This is a genomic window from Comamonas testosteroni TK102 (assembly GCF_000739375.1).
GTDB classification, from domain to species: Bacteria; Pseudomonadota; Gammaproteobacteria; order Burkholderiales; family Burkholderiaceae_C; genus Comamonas; species Comamonas brasiliensis.
Map to the genome: position 1 here is coordinate 4264663 of NZ_CP006704.1, position 14993 is coordinate 4279655.

At 62.8% G+C, this 14993-nt stretch carries 12 protein-coding genes; 11 read left to right on the forward strand and 1 reads right to left on the reverse strand.

Annotation, left to right across the window (positions count from 1 at the left end):
* Window positions 1-50: 50 nt before the first annotated feature.
* The 8 genes from O987_RS19270 (at window position 51) to O987_RS19305 (ending at window position 6695) form a co-directional block, all read left to right on the forward strand.
* The gene (locus O987_RS19270; protein ID WP_003053218.1) at window positions 51-842 is read left to right on the forward strand and encodes a GntR family transcriptional regulator; all 792 of its coding nucleotides are present in this window, start codon (window positions 51-53) and stop codon (window positions 840-842) included.
* A gap of 146 nt (window positions 843-988) precedes the next feature.
* Complete coding sequence (gene sdhC, locus O987_RS19275; RefSeq protein ID WP_003053216.1) at window positions 989-1414, forward strand: succinate dehydrogenase, cytochrome b556 subunit; 426 nt, start codon at window positions 989-991, stop codon at window positions 1412-1414.
* 41 nt (window positions 1415-1455) lie between these two features.
* The gene (sdhD, locus tag O987_RS19280) at window positions 1456-1821 is read left to right on the forward strand and encodes a succinate dehydrogenase, hydrophobic membrane anchor protein (RefSeq protein ID WP_003053214.1); all 366 of its coding nucleotides are present in this window, start codon (window positions 1456-1458) and stop codon (window positions 1819-1821) included.
* Window positions 1822-1854: 33 nt separating this feature from the next.
* The gene (gene sdhA, locus O987_RS19285) at window positions 1855-3660 is read left to right on the forward strand and encodes a succinate dehydrogenase flavoprotein subunit (RefSeq protein ID WP_003053213.1); all 1806 of its coding nucleotides are present in this window, start codon (window positions 1855-1857) and stop codon (window positions 3658-3660) included.
* 27 nt (window positions 3661-3687) lie between these two features.
* A complete protein-coding gene (locus O987_RS19290; protein ID WP_003053210.1) occupies window positions 3688-4392 on the forward strand; it encodes a succinate dehydrogenase iron-sulfur subunit in 705 nt (234 codons plus the stop codon).
* Window positions 4392-4685 (forward strand): succinate dehydrogenase assembly factor 2, encoded by a 294-nt coding sequence (locus tag O987_RS19295; RefSeq protein ID WP_003053208.1) that lies wholly within the window; start codon window positions 4392-4394, stop codon window positions 4683-4685. The genes O987_RS19290 and O987_RS19295 overlap by 1 nt, the downstream gene beginning before the upstream one ends.
* Window positions 4686-4715: 30 nt before the next feature.
* Entirely contained in the window at window positions 4716-6026 is a 1311-nt protein-coding gene (locus tag O987_RS19300; RefSeq protein ID WP_003053203.1) for a citrate synthase, read from the forward strand.
* A 264-nt stretch (window positions 6027-6290) separates the two neighbouring features.
* Window positions 6291-6695 (forward strand): nuclear transport factor 2 family protein, encoded by a 405-nt coding sequence (locus O987_RS19305; RefSeq protein ID WP_200879566.1) that lies wholly within the window; start codon window positions 6291-6293, stop codon window positions 6693-6695.
* Between the two features lie 31 nt (window positions 6696-6726).
* Here the strand turns inward: O987_RS19305 and O987_RS19310 are convergent, their stop codons facing one another.
* Window positions 6727-7722 carry a quinone oxidoreductase family protein gene (locus O987_RS19310; protein ID WP_043374116.1) on the reverse strand — a complete coding sequence of 332 codons (996 nt, stop codon included), beginning with the start codon at window positions 7720-7722 and terminating at the stop codon, window positions 6727-6729.
* Window positions 7723-7846: 124 nt separating this feature from the next.
* Here O987_RS19310 and O987_RS19315 point away from each other — a divergent pair, with 124 nt between their 5' ends.
* The 3 genes from O987_RS19315 to O987_RS19325 all read left to right on the forward strand — a co-directional run bounded on the left by O987_RS19315 (window position 7847) and on the right by O987_RS19325 (window position 14929).
* Complete coding sequence (locus tag O987_RS19315) at window positions 7847-9136, forward strand: DEAD/DEAH box helicase (protein WP_043374119.1); 1290 nt, start codon at window positions 7847-7849, stop codon at window positions 9134-9136.
* Window positions 9137-9498: 362 nt separating this feature from the next.
* Entirely contained in the window at window positions 9499-10038 is a 540-nt protein-coding gene (locus O987_RS19320) for a hypothetical protein (protein ID WP_043374121.1), read from the forward strand.
* A 94-nt stretch (window positions 10039-10132) separates the two neighbouring features.
* Window positions 10133-14929, forward strand: a complete 4797-nt coding sequence (locus tag O987_RS19325) for a DUF3320 domain-containing protein (RefSeq protein WP_043374123.1) — start codon at window positions 10133-10135, stop codon at window positions 14927-14929.
* Window positions 14930-14993: the final 64 nt, after the last annotated feature.

Genomic DNA, 14993 nt, shown 5'->3' on the forward strand with positions numbered 1-14993 from the left:
CGACTGTTTTTGTGCATCGCATCGCGGAGGCGATACCTTCAAAACCAACTATGCCGACCCCTCACAACACAGCCCCGGACAACAACGCCAGCCATAGCGGTGGCGCCGGCGTCTCCACCCCAGCCTTCAGCCCTCTGTACCAGCAGATCAAGGGCCTGATCCTGCAAAGCCTGGAAGCTGGCGAATGGCGCCCCGGAGAACTGATTCCCAGTGAAATGGAGCTGGCAGCCCGCTTCAAGGTCAGCCAGGGCACGGTGCGCAAAGCAATCGATGAACTGGCCGCTGAAAATCTGGTCATGCGCCGCCAGGGCAAGGGCACGTTTGTGGCCACTCACGCCGCCCAGCAGGTGCAGTACCGCTTTCTGAATCTGCGCCCCGATGCCGGCGACCTGCAGGGCGAAGGCCGCGCCGAGCGCCACATCCTTGAGTGCCGCCGCCTGCGCGCGCCCGCCGAAGTGGCCCGGGCCCTGGCCCTGCGCACCGGCGACGCCGTGATGCATGTGCGCCGCACCCTTTCCTTTGCCGCAATCCCGACTATTTTGGAGGACATCTGGCTGCCTGGCAACGCCTTCAAGGGGCTGACGGCCGAGCAGATGTCCAGCTACCAGGGCCCCACCTACGCCATGTTCGAGCTGGTCTATGGCGTTCGCATGGTGCGGGCCGACGAGAAAATTCGCGCCGTTCTGCCGGATGCGGAGCAAGCCCAGCTGCTGAACATTCCCAGCACCACGCCGCTGCTCAGCGTGGAGCGAACTGCTTACACATACAACGATGTTCCCATGGAGTTACGGCGCGGCCTGTATCGCACCGACACCCATCATTACCGCAATGCATTGAACTGAATCCCCCCGTAAAAGCGTTGATTGCAACAGAGCCCAATCCTCTGCTATGCAAATTCGGCTAACGGATTCTGCTGCATTGCAATAGAATTTTGTGTCGCTTCGCACTAGCGATTACAACGCAGTTACATCCACGAAAGTACCCTGCCATGACAGAGCAAAAAGCAAAACAGCGGCCAGAGTTCCGCAATATCAACTTCTTCTCGGACCTACCGACCTATCGCCTGCCCCTGGCAGGCATCGTGTCCATCCTGCACCGCGTCAGCGGTCTGCTGATGGCGATCCTGCTGCCGTTCATCATCTGGATGTTCGACCACTCGATCTCGTCGGAAATTTCGTTTGATTCCTTCACGTCGGTATTCGCAGGTCCCTTTGGCTGGTTTGCCAAGCTCGTCTGCCTGGCTCTGATCTGGGCCTATCTGCACCACTTCTGCGCAGGTGTCCGCCATCTGGTGATGGACGTGAACCACCATGCCGTGAACAAGCAGACCGGCAAGTCCACCGCCGCAGTCGTGCTGTGCATCAGCGTTGCCCTGACCGTGGTGCTTGGCGCCAAGCTGTTTGGTCTGTACTGATCAGCGCCCAGTCAATAACACCTCACGATAAGGAAACAACCATGTCCGTGAATTACGGCTCCAAGCGCACCGTTGTCGGCGCGCACTATGGCACCCGCGACTTTCTGGCCCAACGCTCCACCGCCGTCCTGATGGCGCTGTACACCGTTGTGCTGCTGGTTCGCTTTCTGACGGTCAGCGGCCCCGTGGGCTACGAGCAGTGGGCCGGCATTTTTTCGCCCCAGTGGATGAAGTTCCTGACCCTGGCCCTCTTCGTGGCTCTGGGCTGGCATGCCTGGATCGGCGTGCGTGACATCTGGATGGACTACGTCAAGCCCGTGGGCCTGCGCCTTGCACTGCAAGTGGTCACCATTGTCTGGCTGGTCGGCTGCATCGGCTGGGGCATCCAGGTTCTGTGGCGTCTCTGATTGAGACACAGTCTCCACGATTGAAGGTTAAGAATGAGCTACTCCAAAGCAAATATCACCAAGCGCAAGTTTGACGTCGTGATCGTCGGTGCCGGCGGCTCCGGCCTGCGCGCTGCGCTGGAACTGTCGCGCGCCGGTCTGTCCGTCGCCTCGCTGTCCAAGGTTTTCCCCACTCGCTCGCACACAGTGGCTGCTCAAGGCGGCGTGTCCGCATCGCTGGGCAACATGAGCGAAGACAACTGGCACTACCACTTCTACGACACCATCAAGGGCTCCGACTGGCTGGGCGACCAGGACGCCATCGAGTTCATGTGCCGTGAAGCGCCAAACGTCGTGATCGAACTCGAGCACTTCGGCATGCCTTTCGACCGCAATGCCGACGGCACCATCTACCAGCGTCCCTTCGGCGGCCACACCGCCAACTATGGCGAAAAGCCCGTGCAGCGCGCCTGCGCCGCTGCCGACCGTACCGGTCACGCCATGCTGCACACGCTGTACCAGCAGAACGTCAAGTCCAAGACCAACTTCTTCGTGGAGTGGATGGCGCTGGACCTGATCCGCAACACCCAGGGCGATGTGGTCGGCGTGACCGCACTGGAACTGGAAACCGGCGATCTGTACGAGCTGCATGCCAAGGCCGTGCTGCTGGCCACCGGTGGTGCCGGCCGTATCTTCCAGGCGTCGACCAACGCCTTCATCAACACCGGTGACGGCCTGGGCATGGCTGCTCGCGCCGGCATTCCTCTGCAGGACATGGAGTTCTGGCAGTTCCACCCCACCGGCGTGGCCGGTGCCGGCGTGCTGCTGACCGAAGGCTGCCGCGGCGAAGGCGCCATTCTCTTGAACAGCGAAGGCGAGCGCTTCATGGAGCGTTACGCTCCCACGCTGAAGGATCTGGCCCCCCGTGACTTCGTGTCGCGCTCCATGGACCAGGAAATCAAGGAAGGTCGCGGCTGCGGTCCCAACAAGGACTACATCCTCATGAAGCTGGACCACCTGGGTGCCGAAACCATCCGCAAGCGTCTGCCTTCCGTGGAGGAAATCGGCCACAACTTCGCCAACGTGGACATCACCAAGGAACCCATCCCCGTGGTTCCCACCATCCACTACCAGATGGGCGGCATCCCGACCAACATCAACGGTCAGGTCGTGGTCTGGGACGGTCAGCAGAACAATGTGGTGGGCGGCCTCTACGCCGTGGGCGAATGCTCGTGCGTGTCCGTGCACGGCGCCAACCGCCTGGGCACCAACTCGCTGCTGGACCTGCTGGTCTTCGGCAAGTCTGCCGGCAAGCACATCGTGGAATTCGTCAACGGCTTCGGCGCTCACCACGAAGTGCCCGCCGACGGCGCCGAGCGCACCCTGGCCCGCCTCAACCAGTTGCAGGACTCCAAGGACGGCACCTACGCCCAGGACGTCGCCGGCGAGATCCGCCAATCCATGCAGACGCATGCTGGCGTGTTCCGCACGCAAAAGAGCATGGACGAAGGCGTGGAGAAGATCAACGCGATCCGCGACAAGGTCGGCTCCGTGACCCTGAAGGACAAGTCCATGGTGTGGAACACCGCCCGCATGGAAGCCCTGGAAGTGGACAACCTGATCGAAGTGGCGCAAGCCACCATGACCTCGGCCGCAGCCCGCAAGGAATGCCGTGGCGCACACACCGTGTACGACTACGAGCACCCTGCCGACCACGCCGAATTCCCGCTGGGCCGCAACGACAAGGAATGGCTCAAGCACACCCTGTGGGACAGCGCCACCAACAGCCTGACCTACAAGCCTGTGAACCTCAAGCCCCTGACCGTTGCCAGCGTTCCTCCCAAGGTCCGCACGTTCTAATTCAGCAGCCCACGAGAGAAGATCAAAATGAAGCGCACATTCAAAATCTACCGCTACGATCCGGACAAAGACGCCAAGCCCTACATGCAAACCGTGCAAGTGGAGCTGGACGGTCACGAGCGCATGCTGCTGGACGCCCTGGTCAAGCTCAAGGCCATGGATCCCTCCATTGCCTTCCGTCGCTCCTGCCGTGAAGGCGTGTGCGGCTCCGACGCGATGAACATCAACGGCAAGAACGGCCTGGCCTGCCTGACGAACATGAACACCCTCAAGGGCGACATCGTTCTCAAGCCCCTGCCCGGCCTGCCGGTCATCCGCGATCTGATCGTGGACATGACCCAGTTCTTCAAGCAGTACCACTCGATCAAGCCCTACCTGCAAAGCGATGTCTACGCATCGCCCAGCAAGGAGCGCCTGCAGTCGCCCGAAGAGCGCGAAGAGCTCAACGGCCTGTACGAGTGCATTCTGTGCGCCAGCTGCTCCACCAGCTGCCCCTCGTTCTGGTGGAACCCCGACAAGTTCGTGGGCCCGGCCGGTCTGCTGCAGGCTTACCGCTTCATCGCGGACAGCCGCGACACAGCCACGGGCGAGCGCCTTGACAATCTGGAAGATCCTTACCGTCTCTTCCGCTGCCACACCATCATGAACTGCGTGGACGTGTGCCCCAAGCACCTGAACCCCACTGCAGCCATTGGCAAGATCAAGGAGCTGATGGTTCGTCGAACCGTCTGATGCTGATGACGAATACTCTGCTCGACGAACGTGAGCGCGACCTGCTGAGGTGGCGCAGCCGCCGTGGTCTGGTTGAGAACGATCTGTTCATCGAGCAGTTCTTCGCCACCTACGGAAGCCAGCTCACGCGGAGACACGCGACTGGCCTGTCTGCCTTGATGGATCTGGCAGACAACGACCTGATGGATCTTTTCTTGCGTCGCAAGGAACCTGAAGGACAACTCGATACCCAAGAAGTCAGGGAAGTGCTGGAGATGGTGCGCAAGCGCCAGCCCGGTAACTGTCCCCAGTAGGCTAGGCAAACTAGAGAAGGAAGTTTGGAAATGAAACTCGCTGACAACAAAGCAACGCTGTCTTTCAGCAATGGCGCTCCCAGTGTGGAAATGCCGGTGTACCAGGGCAATATCGGCCCGGATGTGATCGACATCCGCAAGCTCTACGCCCAGACTGGCATGTTCACGTATGACCCGGGCTTCCTCTCTACCGCTGCCTGCCAATCCGCCATCACCTACATCGATGGCGACAAGGGCGAGCTGCTGTACCGCGGCTACCCCATCGAACAACTGGCCAAGAACTGCAACTTCCTGGAAACCTGCTACCTGCTGCTGTACGGGGAGCTGCCCAACGAGAAGGAAAAGGCCGACTTCGAAGAGCTGGTGACCAAGCACACCATGGTCAACGAGCAGATGCAGTTCTTCCTGCGCGGCTTCCGTCGTGATGCTCACCCCATGGCCGTGCTGACCGGTCTGGTGGGCGGCATGTCGGCCTTCTACCACGACAGCACCGACATCACCAACCCAGAGCACCGCAACATCGCCGCGATCCGTCTGATCGCCAAGATGCCTACGCTGGTCGCCATGGCATACAAGTACGGTATGGGCCAGCCCTACATGTACCCCAAGAACGACCTGTCGTATGCCGGCAACTTCATGCGCATGATGTTCGGCAACCCTTGCGAAGAGTACAAGGTCAACCCCGTGGTTGAGCGCGCTCTGGACCGCATCTTCATCCTGCACGCCGACCACGAGCAGAACGCTTCGACCTCCACCGTGCGTCTGTGCGGTTCGTCCGGCACCAACCCCTTCGCGGCCATCTCCGCTGGCGTGGCCTGTCTGTGGGGCCCTGCCCACGGCGGCGCCAACGAAGCCTGCCTGAACATGCTGGAAGGCATCCAGGCCAACGGCGGCATCGAAAAGGTCGGCGAGTTCATGGAACAGGTCAAGGACAAGACCAGCGGCGTGAAGCTGATGGGCTTTGGCCACCGCGTCTACAAGAACTACGACCCCCGCGCCAAGCTGATGCAGGAAACCTGCAACGAAATCCTGGCCGAACTGGGTCTGGAAAACGATCCCCTGTTCGCCCTGGCCAAGAAGCTGGAAAAGATTGCCCTGGAAGACGACTACTTCGTCCAGCGCAAGCTCTACCCCAACGTGGACTTCTACTCCGGCATCGTGCAGCGCGCCATCGGCATCCCCGTCAACCTGTTCACCGGCATCTTCGCTCTGGCCCGCACCGTGGGCTGGATCGCTCAGCTCAACGAACAGATGGCCGACCCCGAGTACAAGATCGGTCGTCCCCGCCAGCTGTTCACCGGCTCCGTGTCGCGCGACGTCAAGCCTATCGCTCAGCGTTGATCGGCACGCCCAGGCCCGGATTTCCGGGTCTCAGGGTGGCAAAAAGCCCGCAGACTGCAAAGTCCGCGGGCTTTTTCACGTGAGCTTGCAATCTCGGTATTTGAAAAAAAAGCATAGCTGCTTGCGCATTACCCATATCGATTTCAGATTGAAATCACCATGAAATCCTTTGTTGACATGCGCTATCAGCTATAAAAATTCATTAATCAATCCGAGTCAGAAATTCCGAGCAGACCCGGAATCGGCTCTTCTATACTGCTCTTCATGCATGCAAAACGACAACGCAATCTGGAACTGGCCCACGCCGTGCTGGACTGGAACCAGCGCCACCTGAACCGCCACACCACGCTGAGCCGCGAGCAGGTCGCCGAGTGCTTTGCCGAGCAATTCGTGGTCGAGCCCAACGGCCGCCACTATGCGGCCGACCTCGAGAGCTATCGCGAGTTTCTCGAAGGCATGAAGCAGGACATGCAAGGCATTCGCTACGCCATCCAGCACGCCACAGCCGACGAGGACTCGGTGGTCTTTTCCATGGATGTCTGCATCACCAAGACCGATGACAGCACCCAGCACTTTGTCGCCATGCTGCTCATGCGCTTTGACGAACACGAAAAAGTCAGCCTGTGGCGCGAGGTCTATCTGCCCCGCCCCCAAGCCGGCGCGCAATAGGACCTCTACCTCTAGCGCAGGCAGCCCCCCGTCAGGGCACAAGCAAGATGGGCTGCTGGGCGCCATGCGCCTCCAGTTGCCGGTGGGCCTGCGCGGCATCGGCCAGCGCAAACTCCTGCGGCTCGCCCATGCGGAAATGCTTTTTGCGCAGCGCCTCGAACAGGCGCGCGGCCATGGCATCGCGCTCTCTGGGCTTTTTGACGAAGTGAAACACCATGGGCCGGCACACGCTGTTCGACTTGGCGGCCAGACGCGCAATCTCCAGCGGCGGCACCGGGCCGGAAGACTGTCCGTACATCACCAGCTGGCCGCCGATGCCCAGACTGGCCAGCGAACCATCAAAGCTGTCCCTGCCCACGCCGTCATAGGCCACATCCACGCCTTCGCCGCCGGTCAGCTGCTGCACTCGCGCGGCCACATCCTGGGCGCCCGCACCGCGATAGCGGATCACCTCCACACAACCGGCCTGATCGGCTTTCCTGGCCGTGGCATCGCTGCCTGCCGTGCCGATCACCATGGCTCCCAGCTGCGTGGCCCACTGGCTCAGAATCTGCCCCATGCCGCCACCGGCGGCCTGGACCAGAATCCGCGATCCCTGGCCTACCCGGGCCACCCGGTGCAGCAGCACATCGGCCGTCAGCCCACGCAGCAGGCTGGATGCGACCAGCGCGTCGCTGAGGTCATCGGGCACGGCAATCAGCTCGTCGCCCGCAATCACGCGCTCGGCAGCGTAGATGGAATAGGCGGCAGAGACATAGCAGACCCGGTCGCCGGGCCTGAAGCGAGTCACGCCCTCCCCCACTTCGGCCACCACCCCCACGGCTTCGATACCGGGCGTGCCTGGCAGCGCCAGCGTCTTGTACAGCCCGGAGCGCACATAGATATCGTGAAAGTTCACGCCAATGCGCGTGTGCCGCACGCGCACCTGTCCAGCCGTCAGCGGCGGCGAAGCGACCGAGGCGATCTGCAGGACCTCGGGGCCTCCGTATTCCGTCATGACAATGGCTTGATGCGTGATCTGACTCATGGCTGGTGCTCCTTGCGGGTTGTAATCCTGCGAATGTAGCCTGCGCCGCGCTTGTCCCTGCGCCTCGCTGCGACGCGGCAATTCCCGCACAATGCGCCTCCTGCACACCGCTATTGATTCTTCTATGTCTTTTGCCCCCCTAGGCCTGCGCGCCGAGCTTCTGGATGCCACACTCGATCTGGGTCTGCGCGACGCGACGCCGATTCAGACCGAGGCCATCCCCGCCGTGCTGGCCGGGCGCGATCTCTGGGCCTGCGCGCCCACAGGCTCGGGCAAGACCATGGCCTACCTGTTGCCTCTGCTGCAGGCCTGGCTGGCGCAAAAGCGCGGCCAGACCGGCTTTGTACGACCGCTGGCCACCCTGATTCTGGTGCCCACGCGCGAGCTGGCCCTGCAGGTTCACGAAAGCCTGAGCGACATCACGCGCCAGTTGCGCGAGCAGCCACGCAGCCGCGTGGTCTATGGCGGTGTCTCCATCAACCCGCAGATGATGCAGTTGCGCGGCAGCGCCGACTTTCTGGTCGCCACGCCGGGCCGCCTGCTGGATCTGGTGGAGAACAACGCCGTGCGCCTGAATACCGTGCAGCATCTGGTGCTGGACGAAGCCGACCGCCTGCTGGACCAGGGCTTTGCCGAAGAACTCAACCGCGTGCTGGCCCTGCTGCCCGCGAAGCGCCAGACCCTGCTGTTCTCGGCCACCTTCCCGCAGAACGTGGAAGCGCTGGCGGCCCGTCTGCTGCACGACCCCGTTCGCGTGCAGGTCGATGCCGACCAGGCCGCCGAGCATTCGGCCAGCCCAGAGAACATCAGCCAGCGCGCCATTGCCGTGGACAGCAACCGCCGCACCCAGCTGCTGCGCCAGCTCGTCAAGCAAGGCGAGAACCAACCCGAATGGGAGCGAGCCCTGGTCTTTGTCGCCAAGCGCCACACCGCCGAAATGCTGGCCGACAAGCTCTACAAGGCGGGCATCTACGCCACCACCTTCCACGGCGATATGAGCCAGGGTGCGCGCAAGGAGGTGCTCGATCAGTTCAAGGCCAAGCGCTGGCAGCTGCTCATCACCACCGATCTGGCCGCGCGCGGCATCGACATCGCACAGCTGCCCACGGTCATCAACTACGACCTGCCTCGCTCGCCCGCCGACTATATTCATAGAATTGGCCGCACGGGTCGCGCAGGACATGCGGGTTGCGCCATCACGTTTGTAAGCCCCGCCGACACCGTCCACTGGCAACTGATCTGCAAGCGCAATCAGCTGGAGATCGCCCTGGAGCAACTGCAGGGTTTTGAGCCCACCGAAGCCCTGCCGCCGCCACCGGTTGCGCAGGATGGCAATGGCGGCATCAAGGGTCGCAGACCCAGCAAGAAGGACAAGCTGCGCGCCGCAGCCGCAAAGCAGCAGCCTGCAGACTAAGCTCCGCCAACGAGGCCAGGATTGCCTCGCCTCAGCGCATCAAAAGGCCGCCCATGCGGCCTTTTTTGCGCCTGACGGAGAGCGCCTTCAACCAGGCCGGACGCAGCCGCGCCCCCTCCTTCCGCTTTTTCGACAGAGAAAACTCCAATTTTATATAAATCAAATTGGAATCTATTAACCAATAGATAAGAACTATTCCTACACCAGCCAAATTGATAGTCAGAGACATTGAGAAACATGGCTTACATGAATTTTTTAAATAGAAATCGGTAAGCCAGGTCCCTTGGCAACACGGTGAACGCCAGCCAAGGATGTCACTGACCTGTCTGCATGCGCCTGAGAAGCGACGCGGGGGAACGGCAATGAAATCGTTAAAAGCACTGGCAGGACTGACCATCGTCATTACCTGTTCCGCAGCCCTGGCCGACGAATCCAACCCGACTGCCGAGGCCAATCCGCCTGCCGAAGCCACTCAGCCCGTCGAGGTCAATCAACCTGTCCAGGCCAGCCAGTCTTCGGGGGCCTGGCATATCAATCTGCACACCGTCAGCCACCACTTCAGCGAACGCAAACATGGCAAGACATGGAACGAGGAAAACCTGGGCCTCGGTATCAGACGCGAGTTCTCCAGCGATTTTTCCGTGCAGGCCGGCTTCTATCGCAACAGCATCGACCGCTGGAGCACCTACGCCATAGGCGAATACACGCCACTGGCCTTTGGAAATTTCCACTCCGGTGTGTATGCCGGCTTGCGCACCAACTACTCTCGCCCCGTCATGGCGGCCGCAGGGGCCCTGGTGCGCTGGCAGGGGGAGCGCTATAGCGTCACCGTGCGCGCTGCACCCAAGATCTGCGGCCAGTGCTCGGCATTCATTGCGCTGGAGTTTGGCTGGAAACTGTGATCCCTGTGTAAAACGGCACGGATTCGCAGTTTCTGCAGGGTCAATCAGCATCATCAGCGCTAAAGTGCCAGCTCACTGTGCTTTTTGATGCCCCATGCACGCAGAATCGAATTCAGCCCCCATCGCCCGCCAACTCGAAAAAAGCCGCCAGGCACTGCTGGACCTGTCCACGCGCAACCGGCTGCTGAGCCTGCCTCAGGCCGCCACGGCACGCGTGCTGCATTTCGCGGATGAGCGCACGGACGAGGTCTATCGCCTGCTGGCGGGCGAAAGCAAGTCCATGAGCTTTGCGCCGGCCAGGGCCGAGGAGGAGCAAGTAGCCGCCGACCCGGCCGAGGAACAAGAGACACCGGCCACCCCCGCCCTGCCCCAGCCCGAGGAAGGCGTCGATGAGCAGCTCGATGCGCGCGGTGTGGCCCAGCGCCATCGTGACCTGAAGCTGCAGACGCGCTTGTCCAGCGAGAAGCTGCAGCGCCGCCTGCTGGACATGTATTCCGATGCCCGCACCTTCATCGAGGAACAGGGCGTCAACATCCTGTTTCTGGCCCTGGGTCAGCTGCAATGGTTTGACCGCAATGCGCCCGACAAGCCCCGTTTTGCGCCGCTGATTCTGCTGCCCGTGGCACTGGAGCGCAAAAGCGCAGCCGAGCGCTTCACCCTGTCATGGCTACAGGAGGATGCGGCGGAGAACCTGTCGCTGGCGGCCAAGCTCAAGGCCGACTTCGGCCTCGAGCTGCCAGAATTCAATGCCGGCGACGACTTCGACCCCGGCGCCTATCTGGCCGCTGTCGCCACCATGGCTGCCGCCCAGCCCGGCTGGCAGGTGCTGCCCGATGCCATGACGCTGGGCTTCTTCAGCTTTGCCAAATTCCTGATGTACCGCGATCTGGATGCTGCGACCTGGCCGCCGCAAAAGCGGCTCGACCGCCAGGCACTGATTGCCGCCACGCTGCAGGACGGCTTCGAAGCCCGCGAACATCTGTTCCCCGAGGACGCCGATGTCGACCAGTTGATCCCCGTGGACAGCCAGCGCCATGTGGTCGATGCGGACAGCTCCCAGTCACTGGCCATAGAAGCCGTGCGCCGAGGCGAGAACCTCGTCATCCAGGGCCCGCCAGGCACGGGCAAGTCCCAGACCATCACGAACGTGATTGCGGCGGCGATTGCCGATGGCAAGAAAGTGCTGTTCATCTCCGAGAAGATGGCCGCCCTGGAGGTGGTGAACCGGCGCCTGAAATCCGTAGGCCTGGGGCCCGCCTGCCTGGAACTGCACAGTCACCACACCCACAAGCGCAAGGTGCTGGAAGAGCTCAAGGCAACGCGCGATCTGGGCAAGCCGCGTGTGGAGCACCGCGAGCAGATCATCCACGAGCTGAGCAACGTGCAGCAGCAGCTCAACGCGCACAGCCGGACCATGCATCAGGCGCTGGCGCCCTGCGCACTCACGCCCTACCAGATCCTGGGCCAGCTGGCACGGCTGGATGCGGTGCAGATCGCGCATCTGCCCGATCTGCTGCAGGACGCACAGCACTGGTCGCCCGAGGACTTTCGTTCACGCCAGCAGATTGGCGAAGCGCTGCGCCAGGCGGTGTCCAAGGTAAGCCCGGTGACCGGGCACGCATGGCGCGGCGTTTGCCACCCGGCACTGCTCAAGCTCGACGCACAACGTTTCGCCCAGCAACTGCCGACGCTGCAAGCAATGCTGGCCCGGTTGCAGCAGGATAGTGCGCTGCTGGCGCAATCCCTGAGCACGCCGGCGGCACAGACCCTGCAGACTCTGCATGGGCAGATCACGCTGGCGCAGCAGCTCGCCAGTGCCCCGGCCATAGACCGGCAGGCCGTCGCCAGCAGCATCTGGGATCAGGGCCTGGGCCCGCTGCACAAGCTGGTCGAATGCGGCAGCCAGTTCAGCCGGCAGGCACAGAGCCTGCGCGGCAGCTTTGCAGAATCCGCCTGGACGGCGGACTGGAGCGCCCCACGCCAGAGCATCGCCGCACATGGCGACTCGCTGTTTCGCATTTTCAACAGCGGCTACCGCGCAGCCATGGCCAGCCTCAAGGGCCAGCTGAAAACGACATTGCCGAGCTCACGGGCAGAGCGCGTGAACCTGCTCGACAGCCTGATCGAAGCCCAGCAACTGCGCCAGAGCCTGGGCCAGCAGCAGACCCTGGGGGCAGATGCCTTTGGCAGCCTGTGGCTGGGCGAGCAAAGCGACTGGGCGCAATTGCAGGCCGTGCTGGGCTGGATGGCCGGCCCCGACGGGCAGGGCCGCAGCGCTGCCTTTCGCCAGCTCTATGCCCGGCTGTCATCACCCGCACATTGCGCGAAGCTGGCCGCCAAGGCCGATGCATCGCGGCAGGCATTCGAGGATGCTGCGCAAAGCGTGCTGAGCGGCTACCAGCTCGATACGCAGGAGGCTTTTGACGCCGCCGACCTGGCCCGCATCCCGCTGACGGATTTCGGCGAGCGACTTGGGCAATGGCTCGCCGAGCCGGACGCCTTGCTGGACTGGACCTCATACCACGCCACCCGGGAGCAGGCGCGCACAGCCGGCATGGCCGCCCTGGTGCAGCAGCTCGAGAATGCATCCATTGCACAAGATGCCCTGCCCGCCAGCCTGGAGCGAGCCTACTACGAGTCTCTGCTGCGTCAGGCCACCCAGGTTCACCCCGAGCTGGTCGCCTTCAACGGCGATCAGCACAGCCAGAAGGTGCGACAGTTCCGGGCGCTGGACCTCGAGCGCATCGAACTCGCTCGCGCCCAGTCGGCACTCTCGCATTACGAGCAGGTGCCCCGCAGCGCATCCGGCATGGGCCCACTTGGCGTGCTCAATGGCGAGATTGCGCGCAAGCGCGGCCATATGCCGCTGCGCAAGCTGTTCAAGCTCGCGGGCGAGGCCGTCCAGGCCATCAAGCCCGTGTTCATGATGAGCCCGCTTTCCGTGGCCCAGTTTCTGGAGCCTGGTGCGGTCGAGTTCGACCTGCTGGTGATTGACGAGGCCAGCCAGATAGAGCCCGTGGATGCGCTGGGCGCCATCGCCCGCTGCAGGCAGCTGGTGGTGGTGGGCGATGACCGGCAGTTGCCGCCCACGCGATTCTTCTCGCGCATGACCAGCGAGCAGGAGGACTTCGACGACGAGAACGAGAACGGCGACGCCAGCCAGCTCATCGCCGGAGCCGCCGATGTGGAGAGCATTCTGAGCCTGTGCCTGGCCAAGGGCATGCCCCAGCTCATGCTGCGCTGGCACTACCGCAGCCGCCACCAGTCGCTGATAGCGGTGTCCAACCAGCAGTTCTACAACAGCGGCCTTTACGTCGTGCCCAGCCCCTATACCACCCGCTCGGGCATGGGGCTGCGCTTTCACCATCTGCCCGAAGGCCGCTTTGACAGCGGCGCCAGCCGCATCAACCGCGTCGAGGCACAGACCATTGCGCGCGCCATCATGCAGCACGCACTGCAGTCGCCACAGCTCAGCCTGGGCGTGGCCGCTTTCTCGCTGCAGCAGAAAGTCGCCATCCAGGACGAGCTGGAACTGCTGCGTCGCCAGCAACCCGAGGCCGAGTCCTTTTTTGTTGCCCATCCCAACGAACCCTTTTTCATCAAGAACCTGGAAAACGTGCAGGGCGACGAGCGCGATGTGATCTTCATTTCTGTGGCCTATGCGCGCAACGCGCAGGGCTATCTGCCAATGCGCTTCGGCCCGGTGAGCGCCGATGGAGGCGAGCGCCGGCTGAACGTGCTGATCTCGCGCGCCAAGCAGCGCTGTGAGGTGTTTTCATCCATCACCTCCGACGACATCGATCTGGAACGCGGCAAAGGCAAGGGCGTGGCTGCGCTCAAGGTATTCCTGCAATACGCGGCCACAGGCCAGCTGGCCCTGGCCAGTGTCAGCGGACGCGATCTGGAGTCGCCGCTTGAAGAAGATGTGTACGAAGCGCTGACGGCCCAGGGTCTGCAGCTGCAGACGCAGATCGGCATTGCGGGCTTTTTCATCGACCTGGCCGTGGTCGACCCCGAGCAGCCAGGGCGCTATCTGCTCGGCATCGAGTGCGACGGCATGAGCTATCACCACAGCCGCAGCGCGCGCGACCGTGACCGCTTGCGCCAGTCGGTGCTGGAGAGCCAGGGCTGGACACTGCTGCGCATCTGGGGCTGCGACTGGTTCCGCCAGCCGCGCGCCCAGACCGAGCGCGTGCTGGCTGCCGTCGAAGCGGCCAGACAATCCAGGGATTTTGCAGAAAATCAGCCTCCATCCCTTATGCACCAATCGCGGGCTGCTTCAGAAGTCATAGAGCGTGCAGCACTGTCTGATGCCGGCAGCGCCGACACCGAGCCGGTCGCAGTCCCTGACGACAGCCTTTATCAGGAAGCCCGCTTTGCCGTTCCGCCCGGAGAGCTGCATCAGCAATCCACCACGCAGCTGGCTCAGCTGATGCGCCGCGCGGTGGAGCTGGAAGGACCGATTCATTTTGACGAGCTGGTCACCCGCATGCGTACGCTCTGGGGTCTGCAACGCGCCGGCAGCCGTGTGCGCGATGCGCTGGAGCAGGCGCGGCAATCGCTGCTGGCCGATGAGGCGCTGGCCGTCGATGGGGAGTTTCTCGACCTGCCGGGGCGAGCGGTGCGGGTGCGCAATCGCGCCGAGGTCGGCTCGGCCAATCTGCGCCGCATCGACTGCCTGCCGCCAGCCGAGATCCGTGCAGCGATTGCCCAGGCCCTCAGATCCAGCCTGGGTGGCCAGCGCGACGAGTTGCCCGCCGCCGTGGCCCGGCTGCTGGGCCTGAGCGCCGTTACTGCGCCCGTGCGCGAGCTGGTGCTGACGCAGCTCGATGCACTGCATGGCAGCGGCGCCGTGGCATTCAACGGAACGCTGTACCGGCTGCCGGCCTGAGTCCTGGGCCAGCCTCGAAAACGCCCTGAAGCAGTTCAGGGCGTTTTTCGTTTCGCAGCGCCGC

Excerpts from the sequence above, each read along its gene's own strand:
- O987_RS19270 (WP_003053218.1), top strand. The coding sequence starts at position 51 with ATGCCGACCCCTCACAACACAGCCCCGGACAACAACGCCAGCCATAGC.
- O987_RS19300 (WP_003053203.1), top strand. The coding sequence starts at position 4,716 with ATGAAACTCGCTGACAACAAAGCAACGCTGTCTTTCAGCAATGGCGCT.
- O987_RS19310 (WP_043374116.1), bottom strand. The coding sequence starts at position 7,722 with ATGAGTCAGATCACGCATCAAGCCATTGTCATGACGGAATACGGAGGC.
- O987_RS19305 (WP_200879566.1), top strand. The coding sequence starts at position 6,291 with ATGCATGCAAAACGACAACGCAATCTGGAACTGGCCCACGCCGTGCTG.
- O987_RS19325 (WP_043374123.1), top strand. The coding sequence starts at position 10,133 with ATGCACGCAGAATCGAATTCAGCCCCCATCGCCCGCCAACTCGAAAAA.
- O987_RS19315 (WP_043374119.1), top strand. The coding sequence starts at position 7,847 with ATGTCTTTTGCCCCCCTAGGCCTGCGCGCCGAGCTTCTGGATGCCACA.
- sdhC (WP_003053216.1), top strand. The coding sequence starts at position 989 with ATGACAGAGCAAAAAGCAAAACAGCGGCCAGAGTTCCGCAATATCAAC.
- sdhD (WP_003053214.1), top strand. The coding sequence starts at position 1,456 with ATGTCCGTGAATTACGGCTCCAAGCGCACCGTTGTCGGCGCGCACTAT.
- sdhA (WP_003053213.1), top strand. The coding sequence starts at position 1,855 with ATGAGCTACTCCAAAGCAAATATCACCAAGCGCAAGTTTGACGTCGTG.
- O987_RS19290 (WP_003053210.1), top strand. The coding sequence starts at position 3,688 with ATGAAGCGCACATTCAAAATCTACCGCTACGATCCGGACAAAGACGCC.
- O987_RS19320 (WP_043374121.1), top strand. The coding sequence starts at position 9,499 with ATGAAATCGTTAAAAGCACTGGCAGGACTGACCATCGTCATTACCTGT.
- O987_RS19295 (WP_003053208.1), top strand. The coding sequence starts at position 4,392 with ATGCTGATGACGAATACTCTGCTCGACGAACGTGAGCGCGACCTGCTG.